We start from the raw sequence: 26,614 nt of genomic DNA, 5'->3' as shown, positions 1-26,614 counted from the left end.
AGATATGTAAGGCATCAAGAAAAGGTTGAAAAACAGGAGCAGCCGCAATTAGATTTGAAGTAGACAACGCCCCCTTTTAGGGGGCTAATGCAAAGCCACCTTCTTCAGAAGGTGGATTCTTTACTTAACAATTTGCGTCAGACAAATAGGGATTGAAGCTAAGGGGTGAACACTTTATAATCAACTTGGACCACCTTATGTAGTAAAAGCAATATGGACTTCTCGACAGATGAAGTAGCACTCTTTCAGGAGCTGTTCTCATCGACATCAACCGATCTAGTTGGAGAAAGTAATAAAGTCCTGGATATTCAAACTCAAATACCCAGTTCTTTGGCTTCAATTCTCCATCAGTCAAGCTTGTCTCTCTTAGCTGAGGGGCAGGGGTATAAGCTGTGGATCCCGCTTAAGATTGAAAAAGATGAATTTGGTGGACTAAGACCAAATTTTGGTACGCCAGAGGTGATTGATATCAATGGCCATGAACGTAGCTGGCGTGTGAAACAACCTGAAGATGTTACCTTAACTGACGAAACAGATAATCAGCTGGGTGATATTCTCTCGCTCTCATCGACAGGTTTAACGCTGCGGATACAAGATCCTAAGGCGCTCAAACAAGGAATTGATGGGAAAGTCTTATATCTCAACCTTCCGGATCAGAAGCATGTTGAGTTGCAGCTTGAACCTGTGAGAGCCGACAGACATGTGTTTGCGGCAAGATTTGAATGCTTGAACCATGATCAGGATGTGATCAGAGAGTTTCTGTTTTCCCTGCACAAATCGAGGAACGAGAAACTAAAGTAAGGGATAGCTTTCGGCTTAAAATTCACTTAGGTTCGATGTGTTACTCATCATTTCAACGTTTTAAACTCCCTCTGAATAGTATTTTGAAATATAACGCCAAATCTCCTCAGTTATCATTAGATAATTAGTTTTATATTTTGCCTTTCACTAGGTTTATCAATTCTATCTATTTGGTATTTGATGTAGATCAAGGTGCCTCTAGGTCAGATGAGGTCTTATGAAGGTGACTTATATCACGTCAGCTATCTTTAGTTGCGGACTAGAACGACAAAAATAAGAGGTGTGCCTATGGAATTATTGCCAAATTGCTACACGGACCTTTGCATCAATGGTAAATGGTTCCACTATGATCATGGTGAGTTATCAGTGTTTATGCTCAATGGTGGGGATCCATTGACCTTTGAGCTAGTTTCATTGCCTAAAACTGAAGATGAGCTAGAGCAACACTTAACGGTTATCTCACGTAATATGTAGATGGTATTTTGTTTTAGAGATTAGATATGTCACTAATTTACAATTAAATTAGTGACATTTTTATTTGGCAGCTGTTAACCACAGCACTTTTTAAATTTGTTGCCACTACCGCAAGGACAAGGTTCATTTCTGTTGGGCTTCTTATCGAATCGAGTGGTCTGAGGTTTATTTAATACACCATCTAGCTCAAGTGTATTCTCCTCACGCTCTGAATTTACTTCAATATTAGCCGTTAGCTCGTGGGTGCTTAATAGAGCTTCGATTTCGGCTCTGCGGGCTTCATTACTAACAACTAAGTTAAGAGGGTTATCACTCGTACCAAGTTTTGAGGCGCGCTTAGTGTTGTAGCCAAAACTTTCATGTTTAGGCTTAGGGGTTTTACGCCCTTTAAAGAAAAATTTATCTGACATGGACTTCTGGACACCGCTAATTTAAATGATGGAGCTTATTTGGGAGTGCTTATACTACAAATACAGCGACAGATCCATTTAAAATGAGGAGGTCGGTATCGGTTTTGCGGATTAGGCTTAGCTACGTATGTTTTGCTCTGCGGTGATCCACAATAGCAAACCGAGGGAGAGGATGATGGTTGCGCTGATGGCTATTATGTAGATAAAGCCTTTTTTACCCTGTTTAATTGGCACGCCATTGAAGTGTAAAAAGAGTGTCCAAAAAAGGCATAAGATAATAGGGAGTAGGAAAAACTTTGCCATATATTTGCCTTATTTTCTGCGCCAAGGTCTAGGAATAGAGATAAGTATAATACTAAATAACTTAATTTGAACAGTATATTAGGGTCTCTAGGAACAAATCAAGCCGCAAAGGCGGCTTGATTATCGATGACTTATCTAAGTCAAAAATTTGTGATCTTGCTAAGACGCCGATTTAGATTGAGTTGTGGCTTGTGGCGACTCCTCAATGGTGTCGGCCTCTTGATTGTTATAAAACTGCTGCACATCGAGTTGGCCTTCAGATTTTCCTATCACCACTGCCGTCATCATATCCCCAGTTACGTTAGTACTGGTACGGATCATATCTATGATGCGGTCGATAGCAGCGATAAAGGCGATACCTTCTAATGGTAAGCCGACAACGCCTAAGGTTACCGACAGCATCACCATGGCGCTTCCTGGTACACCTGCTGTGCCTACAGAGGCCACGGTGGCGGTAACCGCAATTAGCATGTAGTCGGTCATGTCCAGTGGAATACCATAGATTTGAGCGATAAATATGGCAGCAATAGCGGGATAGATACCACCACAGCCATCCATATTCATGGTTGCGCCTAAAGGCAGTACAAAAGCACCGTACTGTTTAGAGACACCCATAGATTCAGTACAACGTGTGCTTGCTGGTAAAGTACCGAAGCTTGATGCGGTAGTAAAGGCAACCAGTTGAGCCGGCATCGCTTTACGGAAGAACTGCAGTGGACTGAGTTTAGCGGCAAATTTTATTAGCCCACCGTAAACAAAGATAATATGGATAAGTGCAGCGATGTAGATAGCGGCAATAAACTTACCTAAAGGAAGTAGAGTCGAAAGACCATATTCACCCACGACCCAAGCCATTAAACCAAATACACCGATAGGGGTGAGCTGAAGTACCATGCGAGTGAGTTGGAACATCACCTCTGCACCCGCTTCGAATGCCTGTTTTAATGGGACGGCTTTCTCACCTACCTTGTTGATGGCTATGCCGACCAATGCCGCAAAAACAATGATCTGCAATACCTTACCTTCGGCGAGCGAAGCAAACGGGTTAACTGGGATCATATCCAACAGCACCTGGGCAAATCCTGGGACATGACGTTCACGTACCTCAGTTGTTACTAGCTCCATCGAGCCGCCCATATCGATAAGCGAACCTACGGTTAACCCTATTAATGAGGCTAAGGTACCTGTGAACATAAACATGGCTAAGGTTTTAAAACTGAGTCGTTTTAGGCTCACTTGCGAACCGAGCGAGGTGATGCTGACCACGATGGCACAGAAGACGAGTGGGGCAACTAACATCTTAATTGCACTGATAAATAGATCGCCAAGGGGCTTGAGTGCCGTTGCTGATTCGCCGAAAATAACACCTATGCTGGCACCTAAAATAAAGCCAGCTAAGACTTTCTGCCAAAAGGGGATCTGCTTAATGGTTTGCCACATTATGAATTTTCCAATTTTTATTATTTTACCTAAAGGATATCAAACTGCCCTTTGAGATCATTGAGGTAATAAGTCAGTAAGTAATATTTTATCTGCTCAATACAGGAGCAAAGAAGTTAGGCCATTATCCGATGTTTTCATTGTATAGATAGCACTACTTGCAAAACAAACCGATTTCGTTATAACTTATTGTGATAATAGAGTTTGTTTTAATAACTTTAATGGTTAACAGGTGATTAACATGAAACATGTTTTACCGAATAAAAATAAAAAATTACGATTTTTCATTAGGTAAGCTTTTATGACAACGTTATGGTTGATGTTTAGTGCCGCTTTTCTTGCTGCAACCCTGTTACCGGGAGGATCAGAAGTTTTACTTGTCGCTCTGTTAAATGAAAGCCGTTCTGAATGGCTATCTTTAGTGGTTGTTGCAACAATAGGCAATACTCTCGGTGCCATGACCAGCTTCTATTTAGGGCGTTTAGGTCGGTTTGCACGCAGTCCAGAGGCGATGACGCAGGGTAAATACCGTCACAGCGTGAACATGATTCAAAAATATGGTTATTGGGCACTGCTACTGTCTTGGGCACCGTTAATCGGTGATCTTTTATGTTTATTAGCAGGGTGGATGAAACTTCCACTGCTTAGATCGACTCTGATGATATTAATAGGTAAGTGCATTCGTTATCTCTTAGTGGCAGCTTTTGCGCTTCAATGGTTATAAATACCGGGTAGAGACTCGGTTTATAAGGAGTTTTACAGTGAGAAGATGGATATTAGCCGTGGCTATCTCTGCCGCGTTGGCAGGATGTGCAAGTCAAGAGGCCGAGTCAAACCTGCCTAAAGGTGTCAGCCTGATTGAATCGGTTAGCCTAGCTGATTCAGAGGTCGGTATTGCCTATAAAAAATATCAGCTCGCTAATGGCCTCACGGTTCTCCTGCATCAAGATAGATCGGATCCTTTAGTGCATGTCGATGTGACCTACCATGTGGGCTCGGCGAGAGAGCTAGAGGGACGTTCAGGCTTTGCTCACCTTTTTGAACATATGATGTTTCAAGGTTCCCAGCATGTTGGCGATGAGCAGCACTTTAAAACAGTGACCCAAGCTGGCGGAAACCTTAACGGCACAACCAATACAGATAGAACCAACTATTTTGAAACTGTACCCAGTAATCAGCTGGAGAAGATGCTCTGGCTTGAATCAGATCGTATGGGCTTTTTCCTTCCTGCGTTAACGGAGGAAAAGTTTGAGGTTCAGCGTGAAACCGTCAAAAATGAACGTGCTCAGCGCATCGACAATCAGCCATATGGTCGTATGGGTGAGCAGTTTAATCAAGCTTTCTACCCCCAAGGGCATCAATACTCTTGGCCTGTGATTGGTTGGCCTGAAGATCTGGAAAGGGCGAGTTTAGCTGATGTTAAAAACTTCTTTAAACGTTGGTATGGACCGAATAACGCCACTTTAACTGTGGGTGGTGATTTTGATGAGTTGCAAACGTTAGCTTGGATAAATAAGTACTTTGGTGAGATCCCATCTGGGCCCGAAGTCACATCAGATAAGAAGTCATTAGTCACCTTAGATAAGACCCGTTATATCTCAATGGAAGACAAGGTGCATCTTCCTTTGATTCGAATTGGTTTCCCAACCGTTTATGCTCGCCATGAAGATGAAGCGGCGCTGGATCTGCTCTCGAACATTCTCGGAGGTGGCAAAACCTCTATCTTCTATAAAAACTTAGTTAAAGATGGCTATGCCGTTCAGGCGGGGGTGAGTCACCCCTGTCAGGAGCTTGCTTGTCAGTTTTCTATGTACGCCTTAGCAAACCCAGCTAAAGGCGGGCAGCTAAAAGATCTTGAACAGAAGATGAAGCAGTCCATTGAAGAGTTTGAGGCCCGCGGCGTGACAGATGAAGATCTGCAGAAGGTGAAGGTGCAATTTGAAGCCGGTACCATCTTTGGTCTGCAAAGTGTCTCTGGTAAGGTGTCGACACTGGCCTTTAATCAGACATTTTCGGGCAACCCGAATATGATCGCTTCAGACTTAGCTCGCTATGCTAATGTCACTAAAGCTGACGTGATGCGCGTCTTTAACACTTATATTAAAAATAAGCCTATGGTGGTGATAAGTGTTGTGCCTGAAGGGCAGAAGCAGTTGATTGCCCATGAAGATAATTTTACTCCACCTGTACTGACGGTATCAGATGTTGCGGTAAAAGAGCTAGATACACATCAACAGATCACCTCCTCATTCGATCGAACGGTTATGCCTGCTGCGGGTGAAGCGCCGGTGCTTAAATCTCCAGAGCTATGGCGAGGCAAGCTTGCCAACGGCATTGAGGTGATTGGCACCGAGAGTGAAGAGACACCGACGGTTGAGCTAGTGATATACCTCAATGGTGGTCACAGGTTAGTCCCGGTTAGCAAAGCTGGGCTTGCTGGGTTAACAGCGGCCATGCTCAATGAGTCAAGTCAGAAGCATAGTGCAGAGGAGTTGGCGCAAGCATTGGAGATGTTAGGCAGTCGTGTGAGCTTTGGTGCTAGTGGCTATCAGAGCTACATTCAGATCTCGAGTTTAACCTCTCATCTAGATGAAACCTTGGCCATTGTCGAAGAGCGCCTGTTTGAGCCAGCCTTCAAAAGTGAAGATTTTAAGCGTCTTAAACAGCAACAGCTCCAAAGCCTGCAGCATATGATGTCAGATCCTAACTATACCGCCGAAACCGCCTTTGATGGTTTACTCTACGGTACCGAGAGCCCACTAGGGGTTAGCAGTAATGGTACCTTAGAGACAGTATCAGGGTTAACCTTAGAGGATATAAAAGCTTTTTATCGTCAGCAATATACAGGTGGTAATGCGCAAATTGTCGCTGTGAGTAACCTCAATGAAACTGAGGTGCTGGCCAAACTTAGTGGGTTATCTCACTGGACTGGTGAGGCTTCGACTCTGCCTGCATTAACAGATTTGCCAGAGCTTAAAGGCGGAACTGTTTACATTTTGGATAAGCCTGGCGCTGCTCAGTCGGTTATCAAGATAGGTAAGCAGGGGTTGCCATGGGATGCAACAGGGGAGTTTTTTAAATCATATCTGATGAACTATCCCTTAGGCGGCGCTTTTAATAGCCGTATTAACCTTAACCTTCGTGAAGATAAAGGTTACACCTATGGCGCTCGAAGTTTCTTCTCTGGTGGTATTGAGCTTGGTGTGTTTGAAGCTAAGGCGAGTGTGAGAACCGATGTAACCGCCGCCTCTTTGGTTGAATTTGCTAAAGAGATTAACCGATACCAAGCTCACGGTATGACAGATAAAGAGCTGGCCTTTATGAAAGCCTCTATCTCTCAAGGTAAGGCACTTGATTATGAGACTCCTTACCAAAAAGCTGGCTTTATGCGTCGTATCCAGCGTTACGGCCTAGATGCTAACTTTACCGATAAACAGACTGAGCTCACCAAGAGTGTGACTAAGTCTGAGCTTAATCAACTGGCGAAAGAGCAGTTAAAGCTTGATCAGATGATCCTTGTGATTGTGGGGGATAGAGCCAAGATTGAGGCGGATATTAAAGCACTTGGATATCCAGTTTCGATTTTAGAGTTGTAATTTGTATAGCAGCCCCATATATCTAAGGATCTGAGTTGTTGTATCTGATCACCATTAACTTAAGAGTGAGTGGCTTCAGATACTGCTTTACTTTATAGGTCGAATGAGAGTTAACTAGCGTGATGGAGCCTTGTTCATCATCTTACTAGTCCTGCCACCTTGCTATAAGAGGGCGTTTTGAAAGTAAATAGGACTTAAGCTGGTCTGACACATATAGACAAAAATGATGACGAAACTAGAGAAAAATATATTGAACTCTTTCAATGAAGTAATTGAGCATCTCTCGAACTCTGAGGGGCGTAATGCACTACAGGGAATGCAACGTGGTATTGAGCGTGAAGCATTGAGGATCAATGGCTCTGGAGAGCTTGCGACCGACCGTCATCCACAAGCGTTAGGCTCTGCGTTAACTCATTCGCGGATCACAACCGATTACAGTGAGTCACTGTTAGAGTTTATCACTCCTGTTTACAAGGATATCGATAACTTACTACAAGATCTGACTTACACTCATGCTTTTACAGTTCAAAATCTTGATAATCAAAGACTTTGGCCAGTAAGCATGCCTTGCTATGTTGGTGATGTAAAAGATATCCCAATCGCTAATTATGGGATCTCAAACTCAGGCATGATGAAGAGTCTGTATCGAAAAGGACTAACCTATCGATATGGCGCTCAGATGCAGATTATTTCTGGGGTACACTTTAACTTCTCTGTCTCAAATGAGCTTTGGGATAACTTGTATGCCTACTCTGGTAGCTCGCTTAGCAAAAGTGATTTTATTTCGGAGTCCTACCTTGGCTTGATCCGTAACTATCGCCGTATGGTGTGGGTACTACCCTATCTATTTGGCGCATCTCCAGCACTGTGTAGCTCCTTTATCAAACAGCAAGAGACAGATATACCGTTTGAGAAGATGGGCAAAGGTACCCTGTATCTTCCCTATGCAACCTCACTGCGTATGAGCGACCTTGGCTATACCAACAAGGAGCAGGAGCAGCTTAATATCAGCTATGACTCGCTGGATAAATACTTGGCGGGTATGAAAATAGCCATAGGTAAGTCCTCGAAAAACTTTGAAGAGATTGGGGTGAAAGTTGATGGTGAGTATCGTCAGTTAAATGCCAATGTACTGCAGATTGAGAATGAATTTTACTCACCTATTCGTGCTAAACGGGTCACGGAAAATGGTGAGAAGCCATCAGAGGCGTTAGCAAGAGCGGGTATAGAGTATATTGAAGTTAGAGCCTTGGATGTTAATCCATATAGCCCTATCGGTATTGAAGCATCCCAAGTAAGGTTTTTAGATCTATTTCTACTTCACTGCCTGTTAAATACAGCGCCTGCGAGTGATGCGGCTCAAGAGGCCGAGATCTCAAGTAACTTGAGTCGAGTGATTTTAGAGGGGCGTAAACCAGGATTAGAGCTGAGCAGAAACGGCGAATCAATCACGTTATCTGCTTGGATGAATCAGCTGTTTGATGATCTTGAGCGTTTATGTGTACTGCTTGACGATGGCAGTGATGGCGCTTACCACCAAGCCTTGATTCGATGGAGAGCGGCGGTAGATGATCCTGAACGTTCAATTTCTGGCTTAATTATGAAAGAGCTGAAATCGGCTCAAACAGATCATGGTTACTGGGTGAAGGCGTTGGCTGAAACCTACTTTAATACGTTAAATGAGTATCCATTGCCAGAAAGTGTCGAACAGCTGTATCGACAAGCTGCAGCGGAATCGATAGAGAAACAGAGAGTGATGGAGGTTGAAACCAACCAAAGTTTCGATGCGTTTCTTGCTGAGTATTTTGCTGAGCCCTCATCTGAGGTCAAGACTCAGGTTAGTAACGCCTGATGAGCTTATGGGGTAATCAGGTTGTACTGCTTTTAGGAGTGTGCTTGCTCCTGTCTGCGTGTGCATCTCAGCCTGATACGAGCCGATATTGTGGCACTGTGTCGGGCTATTCAGAGCCCGATCGAGAGCAAAATATCTATCGCGTAGTGGTGACACATCTTAATGGTAAGCCTGTTATCTCAAAACCTAACTATCAGCTCTCTCCCGGAGTCTATGAGTTTACTCTGGCGGAGTTGATAGACTCTCCTGCTTTAAAGGTGAAGCTGGCAGCGAGAACGCCTAAAGTCTTGTCTGTTAAGGTTGAAGCTAATCAGAGGTATCATATCGCGGCAAGGTTTAATACCGATAAAGTCTACCGTGGTAACAATACTGCTTTTTGGGAGCCAGAGGTATGGTTTGCAGAGGAGGACGAGTGTGAGCTACCTGAGATAAAATAATCCCGTTTTTATCTGGCCTGTAATTGCTTCTTTTTTCTATCAATGTGACACTATGGCTTTGATAATTTAGCCTTTCGGTATTTTCATTGATGAAACCTTCTATCTACATAATCGCGTTATTTATGGCTATCTTCTTGTCGGGCTGCGCGACCTCTCCTCCTAAAGAACCTGAGAACTTATGTTCTATCTATCAAGAGAATCGCGATTGGTATGAGGCGGCTAAAAACACGCGGGAGAAGTGGGGCGTACCTGTTCATATCCCTCTGGCCATGATGTATCAAGAGAGTTCATTTAAGCATAATGCCGCGCCACCAATGGAGTATTTTCTTGGGTTTATCCCTATTGGCAGAGCAAGTGATGCCTATGGTTATGCCCAAGCTAAAACCATGACTTGGGATGATTATGTCAAAGAGACGGGGAACTCTTGGTCGAGTCGCAGTAACTTTGATGATGCCATGGATTTTATGGGCTGGTTTATCTATAAAACCAATAAGATCAATGGTGTTTCTAAATGGGATGCCCGCAATCAATACCTCAATTACCATGAGGGTTGGGGTGGATATAAACGTAAGACCTACAACCAGAAACCTTGGTTAATTAAGGTTGCTAAGCGGGTGGATGATAGGGCAAAGCGTTATGCTGCCCAGTACCATACCTGTAAGGAAGATCTGGACTCCTCTTGGTTATGGCGTCTGTTTTTTGGCTGATGTTAAAGTATAAAAAAGCCGAGATATTACAGTGTGATATCTCGGCTTCATAATACCAATCGGTATAAGCTAAATCATGAGTTAACTTTGCAACAATCGCTCCGCCATTAACCGCACGCCAGGGTAATCTTGCTCAGGTAACATATCAGCCAGTTGCAGTAGCTTATTGCCTAACGCGCTGTTATCTTTAGCTGAAACATTGATGTGTCCCATTTTTCGACCAGCCCGTTGAGCTTTGCCATACCAGTGACTTTTAACATCATCAATGGTTAGTACTTGCGATGGAATTGCGTCTTGACCCAACACATTGATCATCACACTTGGCTTTTGCGCTTGTGTGCAACCTAGTGGCAATCCGGCAACCGCACGTAGGTGGTTTTCAAACTGGCTGCAAGCAGTCCCTTGTTGGGTCCAGTGACCTGAATTATGCACGCGAGGGGCGATCTCATTAACCATCAAGGTGCCTGAAACCTCAAAAAACTCGATAGCCAGTACGCCAACATAATCCATAGATACCGAGAGCTTATTGAAGGCATCTATGGCTTGCTGCTGGATTTTTTCATCCATCTCAATCGCTAGGGATAGAGTGAGTACTCCATTGGTATGCTGGTTTTCAGTGACGGGATAAATTTCTACATTGCCCTCTTTATTACGGGCTCCAATCACAGAGACTTCACGATCAAATGGGATCATTTTTTCTGCAATAATGGTGTGGGGGAAACTCTCAGTTCCGCTGGCAATAAATCCGGCCATCTCAGCCCAAATAGCGTCAACTTGATCTAATGACTTTAAACGCCACTGTCCTTTGCCATCATAACCCGCTTGGCAAGTTTTTATCACAAGAGGTAAGTCGAGCAGAGAAACGGCATCTAACAGGTGCTGTTTCTCTGTGATCAACTGATAGGGAGCTGATGGCACACCGGTTTTATCGAGTAGCTCTTTCTCAATACTGCGGTCACCACCTGTTTTGATGGCAGTTTTACCTGGGTAGAACTTGCCACTTTGACAGCACAGAGCTAAGACATCATCAGGAATATGCTCAAACTCAGAGGTGATCACATCAACCATTGAGATAGCTTGCTCTAAGCTTTGCTCAAACACTTGATGGGTAAGTGGGTGAATGATTTTTTGAGAGCCGACATCAAAAGCGCGCACATTTAAGTCCAGTGGCGCCCCCTCTAAACTCATCATACGTGCTAGTTGTCCAGCACCTAAAACTAATATGTTCATATTAAATAGCAGGGTCCGGATTAAGAAGTACTGAGTCGGTTTGTGCCTGACGGAAAGCTTCTATTTTCGCAAAGATTTCAGGTTGCTGACATCCTAGAATTTGCGCGGCTAATAAGCCTGCATTGGCAGCACCAGGATCGCCAATCGCCAAGGTACCTACAGCAACTCCCTTCGGCATTTGGCAAATAGAGAGTAGTGAGTCAATACCGTTGAGGGCTTTAGATTTAACCGGCACGCCCAAAACTGGCAAGCTGGTGTGAGCAGCAACCATGCCAGGAAGGTGCGCAGCACCGCCAGCACCAGCAATAATGACTTTTATGCCACGCTCTGCAGCGGTTGAGGAGTATTCAGCAAGTAGCTGCGGAGTTCGATGTGCTGAAACCACACGAGTTTCATAGGCGATACCAAATGTATCTAACATTTGCGCCGCATGTTCCATGGTCGGCCAGTCAGATTTGGAACCCATAATGATACCAACTTTCATACATACTCCTTCGTAGGGTGAGCTTAAAAACACGACATAGGTGAAATTTGCGCATGATTATACACATACACGCCTGTTAATCGAAGCTTTGCTGGCAAATTGCTCAGTTTGATTAAGTCTATGATAGCTTGATGATGCATTTAGTTAGAGGTTGAGCTGAATGAAATGAATAGTGAGCTTAATTGTTCATTAATAAAACGCCAGCAAGTTTCCGTTTGCTGGCGTTTTTGTACTGATCTTTTACTGAAAATGGTTTACCTAATGGGGATGTTTTTCTAGAGCGTCACTCAGAGTTGGATAGAAGTGCAGTAAGCCATCTATGGGTTGTATTTTTGCTCTTGCTAAAGTTCGGATGGGCTGGAACTGCAGATCGGTGATCACCAGCTCGCTTTGCTTTGCCTTTAAATGTTCCAGTAACTTAGTTAATGATGCTAAGCCTCCTGCATCTAAAATAGAGACGCCGTCTAGATAGAGAACAATGGTTTGTCGCTCCTTTGCTAATAGGGTTATCTCAGAGAAGATAGAATCGGCAGCGGCAAAAAACAGCGGGCCGTTGACTTTCAATACTGACCAGTGCTGTGGAGTGTCTCTGTCTATATAACGCCTATTTTGACTAATATCATAGAGCCTAGTCATCTCGGCAATCTCTTTCATAAATAGCAGGGCCGCTAATACAATTCCGACAGTGATCGCAATCACCATGTCGAAAATAACGGTAAGTGAGAAGCAGGTGAGGAAGACGATAATATCGCTCTTAGGTGCGGATTTTATCAGGTGTACCGCCTTAGGTGCCTCACTCATGTTCCAAGCGACAACAAGTAGCAGAGCCGCCATGGCTGGCATAGGAAGATAGGCGAGGATATTGGCTAGCAGAAGCAGACCCAGTAGTAAAACGATGGAGTGGATCATGCCCGCTATCGGACTCTGAGCGCCAGCTTTCACATTGGCTGCACTTCTTGCTATGGCTGCTGTTGCTGGGATACCGCCAAAGAAAGGGGCAATAATATTACCGATCCCTTGACCTAGAAGTTCACTATTGGCGCTGTGTCTTTTTCCTGTCATCCCATCGAGTACAACAGCACATAAAAGGGATTCAATCGCACCTAACATAGCGATTGCAAAGGCGCTGGGAAGCAGAGCTTGTACCATGCTCCAACTAAAACCTAAGGCGTGATGATTGGCGCCATCTTGTAGCCAAGGTAACTCAAAGCTTGGCATTAAAGGTGGGATCCCCATGCCGATGCTGCCATCGGCTAAGGTATAACTAAATCGAGTGCCTATGGTTTCAACTACAGTTCCATCTTGATTAAACCACAGTGCGAGAAAACTGCCGATAATGATGGCGGGTAGATGTGCAGGGATCGGCGTTTTTAATTTCGGCCATAAGAGCATGACAGCAAATGTCGCTAAAGCCACGCTGGTGCTAGCACTCTCCATGGTGGGCATTGCATCTGTAAGTGTCCCTAATTTATCAATATAGTGCTCTGGCATCTCAGCCATGGTGAGCCCGAAGAAATCTTTAAGTTGCAGTGTCGCGATTACCACCCCGATCCCAGCAGTAAAGCCTAAGGTGACAGGTTCGGGGATATATTGAATAAGTCGCCCAAGCTTTAACAGTGACATGATGACTAAGATAACGCCAGACATCACAGTTGCCATCAGTAAACCTGCAAGACCGAACTCTTGGGCTATGGGGTAGAGCAGTACAACAAATGCGGCAGTTGGACCTGATATGCTGTATCGCGAGCCACCAGTCAAAGAGATGATAAAACCGCCAATAATCGCGGTATAAAGTCCATATTGGGGAGGTACACCACTGGCGATGGCAAGAGCCATTGCTAAAGGAATGGCGATAATCCCTACCGAGATCCCCGCGAGTAGATCTTTCCCTAGGCGTTTGAGGTTGTACTTCTCCTTGATACAAGCTTCAGAAAAAGCATGACCCAAAGAGAGAGAGAATAGATGAGCTTTATGTGGCACGTTAATCAATCCCGAAAAGGTGAAACGGTCTTAAGTCGGTGTTCAGGCACTGAACCTTGTTTTTACTTGTAGGTAAAACCGCTTACAGGGGGGCTTTGAGAGTGTGAAAAAAGCACGTTTATTTGAGGCACGTGAATCGCTCCTGAGTAGAAAGAATTCTATATCAGTAGATATCAGCAAGTGAGTGGCAAAAGAGTCTGTTTGTCAGTATTGCGGGTATGAACTTGATTAGGTATTAGGCAAAAGTACCATATTTTCACTTTTTAAAATGTGATCTAAGTCGCTGGAGCTTAATACTTTATGAAGTGCTTCAAATGGTGATGATGACCTAACTATATAGATTGAATTATTTTTAACCCTTTTGGTTTCTCTCTGCGTTTATATATCTACTAGATAGCAAAGCGGAATTGAAAGGAGAGCGAGATGAAGATTCAACCCCAAATTAGTGCTAGAGAAAAAGGATGTAGATTATCCAGAGTTTCAGCTTCACTGTTATTGAGCTCAAGTTTAGCGTTAGTGGCCTGTAGTGGGCAGCAAGCTATCGAGTCCAAAGAGGAGAAAGGGGCGAATGACAATAAGCAAAGTGAGCTCTCCACGGGGAAGTCTGAGTCCAATCCTATTGCGGGGAGTTCACCGAACCAGCAAAGTATCGACACTGCCTCAGGGATTAGAGGTGTAGAGATGCAGTCTGAGGCGAGCCAAGATGAAGTGAGTGTGCGTGAGACCTACCGAACAGCTAAGCAAGCCAGTGAACGCATGATGTCAATGAAGGTTCATTCTCGTCCAGAGTCCTTTGCTCTGATGGGACTGCCCTCACGTCCAAGCCAAGATATTTATCTTCCAGAGCTGCAAAATCGCGACAAGTTTGAGCGTCAAGTTGCCAACGGGATTATGGTTGCAGGGGAGATCCCGGTCTCTACTTTCTCTATCGATGTCGATACTGGCAGTTATTCGACCTTGAGACGCTCGATTAATCACGGAGTGCTGCCAGAGAGGGGCACTGTTCGTGTGGAGGAGTTGATTAACTATTTTGCTTATCAATACCCCGCACCAGATACAAGAGAGCAGCCATTTAGTGTGAATACTGAACTTGCGCCATCACCATACAATCCCCATAAAATGTTGCTTAGGATTGGTCTTAAAGGCTTTGAAAAAGAGAAAGCGGATTTAGGGGCTAGTCAGTTAGTGTTTCTGCTTGATGTGTCGGGCTCAATGTCGTCACAAGATAAGTTGCCACTACTGAAAAATGCCATGAAGATGCTGAGTCAACAACTCGATGAGCGCGATCGTATCTCGATTGTGGTCTATGCCGGTGCGTCTGGAGTCGTGCTCGATGGGGTCAAAGGTAATGACACCCTTGCCATCTCTCAGGCGTTGGATAAATTAAAAGCGGGTGGCTCGACCAATGGAGGCGCAGGGATTGAGCTTGCTTATCAACTCGCGCAGAAACATTTTATTGCCGGCGGGGTCAACCGAGTTATTTTGGCCACAGATGGTGACTTTAATGTGGGAGTATCGGATCAGCAGGCTCTGGAAGATATGATTGAGGAGAAGCGCAAGCAAGGTATTGCCTTGACCACTTTAGGGTTTGGGCAGGGAAACTATAATGATCATCTGATGGAGCAACTGGCAGATAAAGGTAATGGCCACTATGCCTATATCGACACCTTAAATGAGGCTCGTAAAGTGCTGGTGGATGAGATTAGCGCAACATTACTGACTATAGCTAAAGATGTGAAGGTGCAGATTGAGTTTAATCCAGCACTGGTATCTGAGTATCGTCTCATCGGTTATGAGAACCGAGCACTAAATCGTGAGGACTTTAATAATGACAAGGTCGATGCTGGTGAGATAGGTGCGGGGCACAGGGTGACAGCCTTGTATGAACTTAGTTTTGTGGACAGCCCGAATCAAGCTAACGATGCGCTTAGGTATGGTTTGGATACCAAGACGGGTAAAGAGAAGTACAGCCGCAATGAGTTAGCTTATTTGAAACTCAGATACAAGCCTATAGGCCAAGAGAAGAGTGAGCTTATCAGTTATCCGATTTTAACAAGCACAGCGCTTGATGAGTTTGCCCAAGCCAGTGATGATTTTAGGTTTGCGGCCGCAGTGGCTGGCTTTGGTCAACTGATTAATCACAGCCACTATCTGCATGAGATGGACTATGCCAAAGTGAGTGACATTGCTCAGGCTGCAATGGGAGAGGATAATTTTGGTTATCGTCATGAATTTGTGCAACTCACTAAAACCGCAGGTTTATTGGCTCTACAAACTGAGCCAGAGCAAGTTGGAAGTGCTGTAGTAGACAAAGAGGAGCGAGCCGTGCACACTTTCCAGCATTAAGTTTCCTGAAGGTAGGTTCAGGGAGGCCGATGAGTTTGGAGAATCGCGTGGCAGAAGCATTGGATAAGAGAGGCGAAGCTGACAGTGATCAAGTCTTAATGTTGCAATATATGCAGGGAGATATGTCAGCATTTGAGTCACTGTATCAAAAACATAAGGGCGGTTTATATCGCTATTTCGTTCGTCAGATAGGTGACCTTCAGTTGGCTGAAGATCTTTATCAAGACACTTGGGGGCGGGTGATTAAAGCAGCGGCGAGTTATGAGGCAAGTGCGAAGTTCACCACTTGGCTGTATCGAATTGCACATAACCTACTGATTGATCACGTTAGAGCCGTAAAGCCTGTGGATCACTTTAGTGAAGTATTCACCGAGGAGCAGGACGCAGACTCTTTTTTACCGAGTGATGAGCAAGCGCCAGAAACGCAATTTATAGCCTGGACTAAAGCTCAGCTGCTTAAGCACTGCATCTCACTACTGCCTACAGTACAAAAAGAGGCTTTGCTGCTTAATATGGAAGCGGGGTTTACGGCTGGAACCATTGCCGAGGTGGTCGGAACATCACTTGAGGCGACGAAAAGTCGTATTCGTTACGCCAATCAGAGTTTAAAGACGTGTGTCATGAACAAATGGCAGGAGGTTGAAAGTGAAAGATGAAAATGTTGATAAACCTGCTGAATTTGATGATGAACTTCAGCAGTTATACCGAGCTCAGGAGCTGGAGGTGCCCAGTGCTGAATTGGATGAGGCGATTTTAAAGCTTGCTCGAGCTTCAGTGAAAAAAAGCCAAGATGATAATGTGGTCATCGTAGAGACGAGTTTTTGGCGTCGCCATCGTTGGCCACTGTCATCGGCAGCCTCTGTCATGTTTGTCGCAACCTTACTCTTGATTAATCAAGATGTCACCCAAGATATATTGTCTGATGATGTTCCAGTTATGATGCAGATGAGTGAGCCACAAGGTGAGCTTGGAGACGGTGAGAGTACGCAGCCTGCGGCAATGGAGACTCGCTCCTATGCTGGAGATAAAGGTGTTGAAGAGCAAAATGTGCAAGCAACCGATAAGATGGAACGAACTGCACCTAGAGCCATGGCAAGTGCGCCTCAAGCAGAAGCCTTACCTGCAAAGTCGTCACTTAACACTGCTCAGCAGCAAAGCGATCCAAATATGGAAGGTATTGCGATATCAATTGATGATATTGACCAAGATGTGAGAGCGAAAATTGAATCTCTCTCTAGTAGTAAGTCGGCTAAGACCGCGTCTCAACGTGAAGCTGTGGTGAGTGCAAAACAGGCGCTGAATCATCTTGAAAGTTTAGTGGAGATGGAGAAGTGGGCTGACGCTGAAAAATTAGTGTTGAAGATCCGCAGAAACTATCCAGAGTTAAGAAGTGAGGAGCACCCTCAATACGTCAGATGGAAAGCGTTAAGTGAGCAGGTCATTATTCCTCTGCCTAAGCCTAAAGTGCCAAGCTCAGATAAGTAGCTAACCTTAAGAAACAGCCCCTGATAGCCAGTCTATTAGGGGCTGAAAACTGTCAAAATGGTGTTAAAGCAGGTCTCTAAACCAATCCCATATCCCTAGTGAAGTGCCCTCCAGCAGATCTATCCCCATTGCCGATTTTAGGATGTAGAGGATGAATAAGCCTAAAAGGATACTGATGGCGATAAAACTTAATACCAAGCCGACAAACATCAACATAGAAGCATGTTTCTCACGCCGTGTATAAGCACGTTTGTTTTTGCCTAGTAGGAAGACATAAAAAAAACGTAAACGAACAAAGGGAAATGAAAAGGTGCCACGGTTATCGATAAAGTGCTTGGCCCAAGTCCGATCGCCTAAGGCTATCCTGAATCCTTGCAGCTGTGTATCTGTATAGCTATCGGCGATCTCTTTTGGTAGTTTTTTGAGTAGCTTGTCGATAATAGGATCTTGTCTGATAGGCAAAGCATCTGCTTCATTCATGATCTCAATATCTTCCAAGACTGTTTTTGTTGCAGCACTCTCCTGATCGCCTTGCTCCATAGATAACCCGAGTTATTGGATAATATTTGTTAAGTATAGTCAGTTAGCTGTACACATTTAGTAATAATTCTTACTGACTATTTTACTGTTGAATTAATAAAAGTTTGTTACCTTGTTGGCCATAAAAATTTAAATAAAAATAATGAGCTAAAAATGAAACCTCGCCTCTCACTTATTTGCACCCTATTGGCACTCGGTGGTCTAAATTTTTCGACCGCGATTGCATCAGAATCGACAGCACTTCCAGGCTACTACCGAGCACCAGCGCTGAGTGACAATACGTTAGTTTTTACCGCCGAAGGTGATCTCTGGACTAAGCCGATGGGTGAGCTGCAAGCGCAAAGGTTAACGAGTTTGCCTGCACAGGAGTTAGGGGCAACTATCTCTAAAGATGGTAAGTGGGTGGCTTATGTCGCCAACTATGAGGGGGCCAGTGAGGTCTATGTGATCCCGATAGCGGGTGGTCAGGCTAAGCGGGTAAGTTTTGAAAATAGTCGTGTTCGGGTTCAGGGCTGGACAGCTGATGGCAAAGTGCTTTACGCCACTGATAATGCTTTTGGTCCGGCTAACTACTGGGTATTGAGAACGGTTAACCCCGGGACGTTAGAGGCTCAAGACCTGCCGCTGGCCGATGCCATTGAAGGGGCAATTGATGATAAGGGCGAGTACCTTTACTTTACGCGTTTTGGTCTACAAACCACAGGAGATAATGCCAAGGTCTATCGTGGTGGCGCTAAGGGCGAATTATGGCGTTATAAGCTCAACTCAGATCAAGAGGCGAAGTTATTAACTAGTGCTCATCAAGGCTCTGTTCGTCAACCTATGTTGTGGGACAACCGTCTCTATTTTATCAGTGATGCAGATGGCAATGATAACTTCTGGTCGATGGCACTCGATGGCAGTGATATCAAGCAGATCAGTGATTTTAAAGAGTGGTCGGTTCGTGGAGCGCGTCTAGATAAAGGCAAGATAGTGTTTCAGCAAGGGGCTGACATAAAGTTGCTAGATCTGAGTAATCATGAGAGCCGCACTCTGGATATTCAACTGGTTTCTGACTTTCCCCATCGCCGTGCTCACTGGGTCAATAGCCCGATGAAGTATGCGACCTCTACTCAGCTTTCACCTGAGGGGGATAAGGTTGTTATCACGGCAAGAAGTCATGTTGCGATAGCGGGAACCGATGGCTCTCGCCTAGTTGAATTGGCACTTCCTGGAAGCAGCCGAGTGCGATCTGCTGTGATGAGTCCAGATGGAAACTGGGTGTATGGGATAAGCGATGCATCGGGAGAGCAGGAGATCTGGCGTTTTCCTGCCGATGGCAGTCAGGGAGCAAAACAGTTAACTAAAGATGGCACGACTCTGCGGATGGGGATTAAGCTTTCGCCCGATGGTCGTTACATCGCGACAGATGATTACAATGGTGACCTTTGGCTATTGGACCTGAAAAGGAATCGCACTAAAAAAATCATTACTCAAGGCGAAGGCTTAGGTCCCTATGCCGATGTGGTTTGGTCGGGGGATAGCCAATACATCGCCGTGACCAAATTTGAGTTAGGCACACCAAGGCCGCAAATAGTGCTTTATTCATTGGATGATGATCGAAGTGAAACCTTAACCAGTGATAAATATGAGTCATACGCACCAGCATTTAGCCCTGACGGTCAATGGCTATACTTTCTCTCAGACCGTCAATTTAGCTCAACTCCTACCTCGCCTTGGGGCGATCGTAATATGGGCCCTATGTTTGATAAGCGTACTGAAATATTTGCTTTAGCCTTAGATAAAGATGCCAAGTTCCCATTTCGTCAACCTGATGAGTTAACCCAAACAAGATCGGTTGGTAAAGAGGACAAAGCAGCGGGCACAGCGGACGTTAAAGTCGATTGGAATGGTCTGGGTCAGCGTTTATGGCAGGTGCCAGTTGCTTCGGGTAACTACTCTGCGCTTAAGGTGAACGATAACGGCCTCTATTTTATTGAGCAGGCTTCGGGCAAAGAGAGTGTACCAGCCCTTAAAGTGGTTAAGTTTGACCCTTTATCACCAAAGGTTGAGACCTTTAGTGAGGATGTTGGCAGTTTTGGTCTCTCAGTCGATGGCAAGAAACTCTTTATCCGTAAGCACAGCAAAGATGGTCAAGATATGTTGATCGTCGATGCTGCTGACAAGCTTCCTAAAAAGTTGACCAATGCTAAGGTGCAGACCCAAGCGTGGCAGTTAGCCATAGAGCCTGCACTTGAGTGGCAGCAGATGTTTGAAGATGCTTGGCTAATGCACAGGGACTCTTTCTTTGATAAGCAGATGCGCGGTCTTGACTGGCAAGCGACAAAGCAAAAGTATCAACCATTGGTGGACAGATTAACCGATCGACATGAACTCAATGATATCTTTAAACAGATGATGGGCGAGTTAGACTCACTGCACTCTCAGGTGCGTGGTGGCGACCTTCCTAAAGATCAGGATATGGCAAAAGCGGCAAGTCTTGGCGCTCGTTTAGCACAGACAAAAAATGGAGTAGAGATCACTCATATCTATGCCAACGATCCTGAGTTGCCATCTCAAGCCGCCCCACTGGCGCAGATTGGAGTGGACGCTAAAGTCGGTGATATCTTGGTGGAGATTAACGGTAAGAGCATCACAAACCGCGCCGATGTGACTCGTTTTTTAACTAATCAGGCTAAAAAACAGGTGCTGCTGACCCTCAAGCGCGGCAGTAAACAGCACAAGACCATAGTTAAACCTGTGTCTGCTAGTCGTGATGCCAAGCTTAGATATTTAGATTGGGTTAATTCAAATGCTGAAAAAGTGAGTGAGGCCAGCGACGGAGAGTTTGGTTATCTGCACCTGTATGCCATGGGCAGTGGTGATATTGCCAGCTTTGCTCGTGAGTTTTATGCAAACTTCGATAAAGCGGGTCTTGTGATTGATGTTCGCCGTAATCGTGGCGGTAATATCGATAGTTGGATTATCGAGAAATTACTGCGCAGAACATGGGCTTTCTGGCAGCCAACTCGTGGAACACCTAGTACTAATATGCAGCAGACTTTCCGTGGACATTTAGTGGTGTTGACCGATCAATTAACCTATTCCGACGGTGAAACCTTCTCTGCTGGTGTCAAGGCGCTCGGGATCGCTCCACTTATTGGCAAGCAAACTGCTGGAGCCGGTGTCTGGCTATCAGGCCGAAATTCATTAACGGATAAAGGGATGGCTCGGGTTGCCGAATACCCTCAATATGCGATGGATGGACGTTGGGTGCTGGAGGGGCGTGGGGTGAGTCCTGATATTGAGGTTGATAACTTACCCTATGCGACCTTTAAAGGTCGCGACGCTCAATTAGAGCGTGCCATCAGTTATCTCAAAGAGGAGCTGGTACAAGCGCCTGTTCTTCCCCTGAAGGCTCAACCTATTCCTGCTAAAGGGATGGCCGAAGATATTAAGTAGACCGAGATCCACTCAACTGAGTATCAGTTTGAAGTAAGCGTTTATGTTGTACGCAGACCTTCACCTCGTCTGTTATGAACATATTAGGGGGTTACGGCCAAGCAGTTCCCAGGCCTGTAACCCCCATTTTTGATTATCCCCGTCTATATTTCACTAAATCAGAGTGAAAATTCAGCTCTCAATAGTTAATTATTCTGCATATCTCTTTAATTTTTATATTCAAGTACCCTCTGAGGGGAAATTTCTTGTATATTTGATTGTATTTGATTGATATTAGTGATGCCGCTTTGCGGCTCTGTAGCTTTTTCTTTTTTGGGTATCCCTATGGATAAGTTGCTTCAAATTGCCTTACTTGTGGTCATGTTACTTGCGCTTTGTGTTGTGTTTTGGCGTTTGCGTTTATTAACGATTAAAGATAAAGAGAAATTTTCTGGTTACGCACGCTACGGTCGTTTAGCGGGGGCGGGGGTGATTATTTTTGTCACCATCATCTTTCTTATCGCCAAGATTGGACTGATTGTTGCGGACAAAAATGACCGAGAGAAGAGCGGCCAGTCCCTGTTAGGGGTCGTTGATGTTGCCGATGCAGCGATTGAAGCTTGGGTATCGGGATGGGAAGATAGGATCTTAAGTGTCGCGTTTAATCCCATACTTCATAGCCATGTGGAGGATCTGCTCCATGCGCCGAGAGACAGGGAGAGCTTACTGCTCGACTCTGATGTGGAGTGGGCCCGCTCCGCTTATTTTCGTTACAGTAAGCCGTTTGGCACCATGGGTTTTTTTATTATCGCACCAGATGGGATAAACCTTGCGTCAAACCGAGATGCAAACTTAGGGTTGATCAATATTGTTCAGACCAAATACCCGGAGCTTTTGGCCAGTGCTTTTAATGGCGAGATAGTGATAACCCCGCCGATGCACTCAGATGTTGAGCTTGAAACTCCCGATGGTAGCTTCAATAAGAACACTCCAACCATGTTTGTAATGAGCCCTATTGAGTTCGTTAATGGCACTATTCCCGCGGTGCTGGCGCTGCGCATTAACCCCTATAAAGAGTTCTCAAAACTGACCAGTAGTGCTCATGTTGGGGAAACTGGAGATTCATATTTTGTCGATGATCGTGGTCGCTTATTAACCGAGAGTCGCTTTAACAGCAAGCTGGTTGACCTTGGATTATTGAAAAAGGGGCAAACATCAGTATTGAACCTCATCTCTCAAATTCCCAAAAGCAGTTATGAAGCTGCGGGGATCTCTCCTAGTTCAAGTGATCAGATCTACCTTACAGAGAGTGCCAAGCAGATCCGTGACCATTTAGATGGCGAGGATTTCACGGGCTATATCGATTTTAAGGGGGATAAGGTTATCGGTGCATGGCGCTGGAGCGATAAATATGGCTTTGGCATCGTATCTGAACTCACTCTAAAAGAGGCCAGAAAAAACTACACCAGTTTTCAGCGAATTGTTTACAGCATGTTTGCTGTGGTGGTCTTACTCGTCTGTATCATCTTTATGGGCTCAGTTTGGGTAGGGCGCAGAATCCATGAGCAGCTCAAAGCGGTCAACGAGAAACTTGAAGATAGAGTGAATACCCGCACTTTGGAGCTGCAGGAGAGGGAGACTCGTTTGTGGGACCTCTATGAGCACTCACCGGTGGCTTATGCGTCGTTGGACATTGAGGGGAACTTTATCAAACACAACCTAGCTTTTGCTCAGTTAACGGGTCGAGAGCGTGAGGATTTTTCTCATCTTAAGTTTAATGATGTCATTAAGCACAGCGAAGAGTTTACTCAAGAGTTACTTGATCATGTGCTCTCTGGTGAGGTGACCTCAGACATTAGGGTTGAGCTTTTCAGGGATGATAAACAGAAAAAGTTCGCCTCTATGACAGTGATCTCTAAGCTAGATGAGCAGGGTAAGCTTGAGGATATTCGCCTCTCATTGCTGGATGTGACGCAAAGAGAGTTGGTACGAAAAGAGCTGAAATATAATCAGGCTCAGTTTAGCTCTATGGTCAGTAATATCCAAGGTGCCGTATTTAGATATAGATTAAGTAAAGACTGGCGCACCTCAGAGATGCTCTATACCAGTCCAAAGATGGCCCAGATAACCGGTTATGAGATTGAGTTTTTCTTAGGGGGTTCGCCTAAAGTTAACCTGTTTGATCTGATACACCCAGCCGATGTGGATGAGTTTAATTTACAGATGGAGTCTAGTCGCTTAGATGGTTCCTCTTTAAGAGCAGATGTTAGGATCATTAATGCTTCTAATGTCGAACGTTATGTGCAGTTTCGTGCGCTTTTCTCCGTTAATGCTTCGGGGAGTGCAGAGTATCTTGATGTCAGTATTTTTGATATTACCGAGCAGAAAAGCAGTGAATTAAAGCTACACGAGTCAGAGGAGCGTCTCGATGTCGCATCCAGTAGTGCCCAGCTTGGTATGTGGGACTCTTTTCCGTTAGAGGGCAAGGTGCTGATTAACCATGTCTGTGTGACTATGCTGGGCTATGAGATGGGTGATCTCTGCATCAGTAACGATAAGTGGTCTGAATTAAAAAGTGGTAACAAAACTTGGCTTGGCTTGATCCACCCCGATGATCGTGAACTTTATACTGAGCTAATTGAAGCTCATATTACTGGGGACGAAGAGATCTACCGTCAAGAGCTTAGGCTACTTAATCATTCGGGCCAATATGAGTGGATGTTAAGTGTCGGCAAGGTGTTTGAGCGTGATAATCAAGGGCGGGCGATAAGGATCAGTGGCATCAATGTGAATATTGATGCCGCCAAACAGTTGGAGAAGGAGCTGGAGCTGTCCAAGCAGAAAGCTGACAGTGCCAATCGGGCTAAGAGTGACTTTCTTGCCAACATGAGCCATGAGATCAGAACCCCGATGAATGCCATTATTGGCATGTCTCATCTTGCGTTAGAGACAGATCTTGATAGGAAACAGCGAAATTATATCGATAAAGTGAATCGTTCAGCTGAGTCTTTACTGGGGATTATTAACGACATTCTCGATTTCTCTAAGATAGAGGCGGGTAAGTTAGATATTGAAAAAATCGACTTCTCTTTGGAGGATGTCCTTGAAGATGTCAGCGATCTTGTCGGCTTTAAAGCAAAAGATAAAGGGATTGAACTGCTATTTAATACTGAGTCCACTTTACCCTCCTATTTTAACGGTGATCCCCTGCGTTTATCACAAGTGCTCACTAACTTGAGTAACAATGCGATTAAGTTTACTGAACAGGGAGAGGTACAGATCAAGGTGTACGCTCACTCCACCAATCAAGCCAATATAGAGCTGGCCTTTGAGATCTCAGACACAGGTATTGGGATGTCAAAGGAGCAGCAGTTAAAGCTGTTTAAGGCATTTTCACAGGCTGATTCATCCACGACCCGTAAGCATGGCGGCACGGGCTTAGGCTTAGTGATTAGTCAAAACTTGGTCGAGCTTATGGGGGGCGTTATCAGTTTTGAGAGCGAGGAGGGCGTGGGAAGCTGTTTCAAGTTTATTCTGCCTTTAACACCAGCTTCAGCACTTGAAACTCCTGAATTTGATAAGGTTTCCCTTGAGAATATTCATGTGCTTGTTGTGGATGATAATGCCAATGCTAGGGAGATCTTCGCCAATATGCTAGAGGGGCATGGGATCTCATACTCGTTAGCGGCGAATGGCCAACAGGCGATGGCACTACTTGAGCAGAAGGGAGCCTCGTACCAAGTGGTGCTTCTGGACTGGAAGATGCCAGGCATGAGCGGTGTTGATACGGCTAGGGCTATTCAAGAGTCATTGTTAATCGCAGAAAAACCTAAAGTGTTAATGGTGACCGCCTATGGTAGAGAGGAGTTAATCAATCTATCCCAAGGGGTCAATTTTTCCGGCGTGTTAACTAAGCCTATTACCTCCTCACACCTGCTTAATACCATTCTTGAGTCTTTAGGCAGAGAGGTCAATAAGCGCAGTAAGAGCTCTGCAAAAGAGATGATGTATCGCGCTGCGTTAAAGCAGCTTGCCGGGGCGCATATCTTAATTGCCGAAGATAACGATTTAAATAGGGAGTTGATTGTCGACCTGCTCTCAAACAACCAGATCACCTCTGTTGTGGCCGTCAATGGACTGGAGGCCATCGATTGTTTGCGTAAGGAGTCATTTGATGGTGTGTTAATGGATTGTCAGATGCCTGTCATGGATGGATACACAGCAACGAAGAAGATAAGAGAGATAGAGGGACTATCAGCTCTGCCAATCATTGCCATGACAGCTAATGCAATGGCGGGAGATAGAGAGAAGGCTATTGGCTGTGGCATGACAGATCACATCTCAAAGCCGATAAACGTTCAAAATACCTTTATCACAATGGCGAACTCTATTAAGCCGGAACACCCAGTGAGAGTTCAAGATGATATAGCGGTAAATGTTAACAGGGAACACGGATCTGATATCGAAATGTTCCAGTTTAAGAGCATAGATGCCAAGTCTGGCTTAGAGCGAACACAAGGGGATGGTGCGCTGTACCGTAAAGTACTTAAGCGCTTTAACGGCTCAACTGACTCATTTGAAAGTGATTTAATGCAGGCTTTAGCCCAGGCAGATCTTATTGCTGCTGAGAGAGTTGTCCATACCTTAAAAGGGGTTGCAGGCACCATAGGGGCGACAGATTTGGCCACTGAGGCTGTTCACTTAGAGTCGTGTGTTAAGCAGCACAGCACAGCTGACACTGAGATGGTGGCGCTTAACGCTCAGCTTGAGAAGGTCAAAGCTCAATTGGTAGAGGTTAGGAGTGAGCTGGCTGGTTATTTTGATGGTTTCAGTGAAGCTGAGGCGAGTCAATCATCAGAGGATAACTTGTCAGAGGGTGAAGTGAGAGATAAGTTGAACAGATTGGATACCATGTTAGAGAACTATGAGGCTGAAGTGGGAGACTTTATCTTCGATGAACTATATTTTCTAAAAGGTGGGAGTTTAGATAAAGCGTTTAATGAGCTGAGTAAGCAGATAGAAAACTATGATTTTGAAGCTGCAAGAGCTGTGGTTGCCTCAATGTTATCGTCACTAAATGAGAAGCTGGATTAAGGATATCAAGAGTGG

General features: G+C 44.9%; 19 protein-coding genes and 1 pseudogene. 13 read left to right on the top strand and 7 right to left on the bottom strand.

Features of this window, described 5'->3' with window-relative positions:
- From K0625_RS21945 to K0625_RS21935, 3 genes and pseudogenes are all read left to right on the top strand, one after another.
- Positions 1 to 63, top strand: a pseudogene (locus tag K0625_RS21945) (IS200/IS605 family transposase); the annotation flags it as partial.
- A gap of 150 nt (positions 64 to 213) precedes the next feature.
- A complete protein-coding gene (locus K0625_RS21940) occupies positions 214 to 801 on the top strand; it encodes a PilZ domain-containing protein (protein WP_220111585.1) in 588 nt (195 codons plus the stop codon).
- Positions 802 to 1,089: 288 nt separating this feature from the next.
- Positions 1,090 to 1,275: a hypothetical protein gene (locus K0625_RS21935; RefSeq protein ID WP_220111584.1), complete on the top strand. Its 186-nt coding sequence runs from the start codon at positions 1,090 to 1,092 to the stop codon at positions 1,273 to 1,275.
- 74 nt (positions 1,276 to 1,349) lie between these two features.
- Here K0625_RS21935 and K0625_RS21930 read toward each other — a convergent pair whose 3' ends face one another.
- The 3 genes from K0625_RS21930 to K0625_RS21920 all read right to left on the bottom strand — a co-directional run bounded on the left by K0625_RS21930 (position 1,350) and on the right by K0625_RS21920 (position 3,428).
- On the bottom strand, positions 1,350 to 1,685 hold the full coding sequence (locus K0625_RS21930) for a PBPRA1643 family SWIM/SEC-C metal-binding motif protein (RefSeq protein WP_220111583.1): 336 nt from the start codon (positions 1,683 to 1,685) through the stop codon (positions 1,350 to 1,352).
- A 117-nt stretch (positions 1,686 to 1,802) separates the two neighbouring features.
- Positions 1,803 to 1,988: a hypothetical protein gene (locus K0625_RS21925; protein WP_012325935.1), complete on the bottom strand. Its 186-nt coding sequence runs from the start codon at positions 1,986 to 1,988 to the stop codon at positions 1,803 to 1,805.
- Between the two features lie 159 nt (positions 1,989 to 2,147).
- Complete coding sequence (locus K0625_RS21920; protein WP_220111582.1) at positions 2,148 to 3,428, bottom strand: dicarboxylate/amino acid:cation symporter; 1,281 nt, start codon at positions 3,426 to 3,428, stop codon at positions 2,148 to 2,150.
- Positions 3,429 to 3,729: 301 nt separating this feature from the next.
- Between K0625_RS21920 and K0625_RS21915 the strand changes: the two genes are divergently transcribed.
- The 5 genes from K0625_RS21915 (at position 3,730) to K0625_RS21895 (ending at position 10,020) form a co-directional block, all read left to right on the top strand.
- The gene (locus K0625_RS21915; protein WP_012325933.1) at positions 3,730 to 4,152 is read left to right on the top strand and encodes a YqaA family protein; all 423 of its coding nucleotides are present in this window, start codon (positions 3,730 to 3,732) and stop codon (positions 4,150 to 4,152) included.
- Positions 4,153 to 4,189: 37 nt separating this feature from the next.
- A complete protein-coding gene (locus K0625_RS21910; protein WP_220111581.1) occupies positions 4,190 to 7,024 on the top strand; it encodes a M16 family metallopeptidase in 2,835 nt (944 codons plus the stop codon).
- Positions 7,025 to 7,247: 223 nt separating this feature from the next.
- Positions 7,248 to 8,876 carry a glutamate--cysteine ligase gene (gene gshA, locus K0625_RS21905; RefSeq protein WP_220111580.1) on the top strand — a complete coding sequence of 543 codons (1,629 nt, stop codon included), beginning with the start codon at positions 7,248 to 7,250 and terminating at the stop codon, positions 8,874 to 8,876.
- Positions 8,876 to 9,313 (top strand): hypothetical protein, encoded by a 438-nt coding sequence (locus K0625_RS21900; RefSeq protein ID WP_220111579.1) that lies wholly within the window; start codon positions 8,876 to 8,878, stop codon positions 9,311 to 9,313. Before gshA ends, K0625_RS21900 begins: the two co-directional genes overlap by 1 nt.
- Positions 9,314 to 9,402: 89 nt before the next feature.
- Complete coding sequence (locus K0625_RS21895; protein ID WP_220111578.1) at positions 9,403 to 10,020, top strand: transglycosylase SLT domain-containing protein; 618 nt, start codon at positions 9,403 to 9,405, stop codon at positions 10,018 to 10,020.
- Positions 10,021 to 10,101: 81 nt separating this feature from the next.
- Here the strand turns inward: K0625_RS21895 and K0625_RS21890 are convergent, their stop codons facing one another.
- From K0625_RS21890 to dauA, 3 genes are all read right to left on the bottom strand, one after another.
- Positions 10,102 to 11,250: a 5-(carboxyamino)imidazole ribonucleotide synthase gene (locus K0625_RS21890; RefSeq protein ID WP_220111577.1), complete on the bottom strand. Its 1,149-nt coding sequence runs from the start codon at positions 11,248 to 11,250 to the stop codon at positions 10,102 to 10,104.
- 1 nt (position 11,251) lies between these two features.
- Positions 11,252 to 11,734, bottom strand: a complete 483-nt coding sequence (gene purE, locus K0625_RS21885) for a 5-(carboxyamino)imidazole ribonucleotide mutase (protein WP_012325926.1) — start codon at positions 11,732 to 11,734, stop codon at positions 11,252 to 11,254.
- A gap of 258 nt (positions 11,735 to 11,992) precedes the next feature.
- Positions 11,993 to 13,714 carry a C4-dicarboxylic acid transporter DauA gene (gene dauA, locus K0625_RS21880; protein WP_220111576.1) on the bottom strand — a complete coding sequence of 574 codons (1,722 nt, stop codon included), beginning with the start codon at positions 13,712 to 13,714 and terminating at the stop codon, positions 11,993 to 11,995.
- 423 nt (positions 13,715 to 14,137) lie between these two features.
- On the opposite strand from dauA, the gene K0625_RS21875 reads away from it, so the two are divergent.
- Genes K0625_RS21875 through K0625_RS21865 form a run of 3 tightly spaced genes read left to right on the top strand, consistent with a single transcriptional unit; the run spans position 14,138 to position 17,545 of the window.
- Positions 14,138 to 16,060 carry a vWA domain-containing protein gene (locus K0625_RS21875; RefSeq protein WP_220111575.1) on the top strand — a complete coding sequence of 641 codons (1,923 nt, stop codon included), beginning with the start codon at positions 14,138 to 14,140 and terminating at the stop codon, positions 16,058 to 16,060.
- Positions 16,061 to 16,089: 29 nt separating this feature from the next.
- Entirely contained in the window at positions 16,090 to 16,716 is a 627-nt protein-coding gene (locus tag K0625_RS21870) for a sigma-70 family RNA polymerase sigma factor (RefSeq protein WP_220111574.1), read from the top strand.
- On the top strand, positions 16,706 to 17,545 hold the full coding sequence (locus tag K0625_RS21865; RefSeq protein ID WP_220111573.1) for a DUF3379 domain-containing protein: 840 nt from the start codon (positions 16,706 to 16,708) through the stop codon (positions 17,543 to 17,545). The genes K0625_RS21870 and K0625_RS21865 overlap by 11 nt, the downstream gene beginning before the upstream one ends.
- 63 nt (positions 17,546 to 17,608) lie before the next feature.
- Here the strand turns inward: K0625_RS21865 and K0625_RS21860 are convergent, their stop codons facing one another.
- Positions 17,609 to 18,085 (bottom strand): hypothetical protein, encoded by a 477-nt coding sequence (locus K0625_RS21860; RefSeq protein ID WP_232847237.1) that lies wholly within the window; start codon positions 18,083 to 18,085, stop codon positions 17,609 to 17,611.
- Positions 18,086 to 18,238: 153 nt separating this feature from the next.
- Here K0625_RS21860 and K0625_RS21855 point away from each other — a divergent pair, with 153 nt between their 5' ends.
- Positions 18,239 to 21,526 carry a S41 family peptidase gene (locus K0625_RS21855; protein ID WP_220111572.1) on the top strand — a complete coding sequence of 1,096 codons (3,288 nt, stop codon included), beginning with the start codon at positions 18,239 to 18,241 and terminating at the stop codon, positions 21,524 to 21,526.
- Positions 21,527 to 21,850: 324 nt separating this feature from the next.
- On the top strand, positions 21,851 to 26,599 hold the full coding sequence (locus K0625_RS21850) for a response regulator (protein ID WP_220111571.1): 4,749 nt from the start codon (positions 21,851 to 21,853) through the stop codon (positions 26,597 to 26,599).
- The last annotated feature ends 15 nt before the right edge of the window (positions 26,600 to 26,614 follow it).

Origin of the sequence: Shewanella nanhaiensis, from assembly GCF_019457885.1 — a bacterium.
GTDB classification, from domain to species: Bacteria; Pseudomonadota; Gammaproteobacteria; order Enterobacterales; family Shewanellaceae; genus Shewanella; species Shewanella nanhaiensis.
This window is presented reverse-complemented; position numbering and strand designations above follow the sequence as displayed.

Excerpts from the sequence above, each read along its gene's own strand:
- K0625_RS21925 (WP_012325935.1), bottom strand. The coding sequence starts at position 1,988 with ATGGCAAAGTTTTTCCTACTCCCTATTATCTTATGCCTTTTTTGGACA.
- K0625_RS21935 (WP_220111584.1), top strand. The coding sequence starts at position 1,090 with ATGGAATTATTGCCAAATTGCTACACGGACCTTTGCATCAATGGTAAA.
- K0625_RS21870 (WP_220111574.1), top strand. The coding sequence starts at position 16,090 with ATGAGTTTGGAGAATCGCGTGGCAGAAGCATTGGATAAGAGAGGCGAA.
- gshA (WP_220111580.1), top strand. The coding sequence starts at position 7,248 with ATGATGACGAAACTAGAGAAAAATATATTGAACTCTTTCAATGAAGTA.
- K0625_RS21850 (WP_220111571.1), top strand. The coding sequence starts at position 21,851 with ATGGATAAGTTGCTTCAAATTGCCTTACTTGTGGTCATGTTACTTGCG.
- K0625_RS21875 (WP_220111575.1), top strand. The coding sequence starts at position 14,138 with ATGAAGATTCAACCCCAAATTAGTGCTAGAGAAAAAGGATGTAGATTA.
- K0625_RS21940 (WP_220111585.1), top strand. The coding sequence starts at position 214 with ATGGACTTCTCGACAGATGAAGTAGCACTCTTTCAGGAGCTGTTCTCA.
- K0625_RS21895 (WP_220111578.1), top strand. The coding sequence starts at position 9,403 with ATGAAACCTTCTATCTACATAATCGCGTTATTTATGGCTATCTTCTTG.
- K0625_RS21915 (WP_012325933.1), top strand. The coding sequence starts at position 3,730 with ATGACAACGTTATGGTTGATGTTTAGTGCCGCTTTTCTTGCTGCAACC.
- K0625_RS21930 (WP_220111583.1), bottom strand. The coding sequence starts at position 1,685 with ATGTCAGATAAATTTTTCTTTAAAGGGCGTAAAACCCCTAAGCCTAAA.
- K0625_RS21890 (WP_220111577.1), bottom strand. The coding sequence starts at position 11,250 with ATGAACATATTAGTTTTAGGTGCTGGACAACTAGCACGTATGATGAGT.
- K0625_RS21920 (WP_220111582.1), bottom strand. The coding sequence starts at position 3,428 with ATGTGGCAAACCATTAAGCAGATCCCCTTTTGGCAGAAAGTCTTAGCT.
- K0625_RS21860 (WP_232847237.1), bottom strand. The coding sequence starts at position 18,085 with ATGGAGCAAGGCGATCAGGAGAGTGCTGCAACAAAAACAGTCTTGGAA.
- K0625_RS21855 (WP_220111572.1), top strand. The coding sequence starts at position 18,239 with ATGAAACCTCGCCTCTCACTTATTTGCACCCTATTGGCACTCGGTGGT.
- purE (WP_012325926.1), bottom strand. The coding sequence starts at position 11,734 with ATGAAAGTTGGTATCATTATGGGTTCCAAATCTGACTGGCCGACCATG.
- K0625_RS21900 (WP_220111579.1), top strand. The coding sequence starts at position 8,876 with ATGAGCTTATGGGGTAATCAGGTTGTACTGCTTTTAGGAGTGTGCTTG.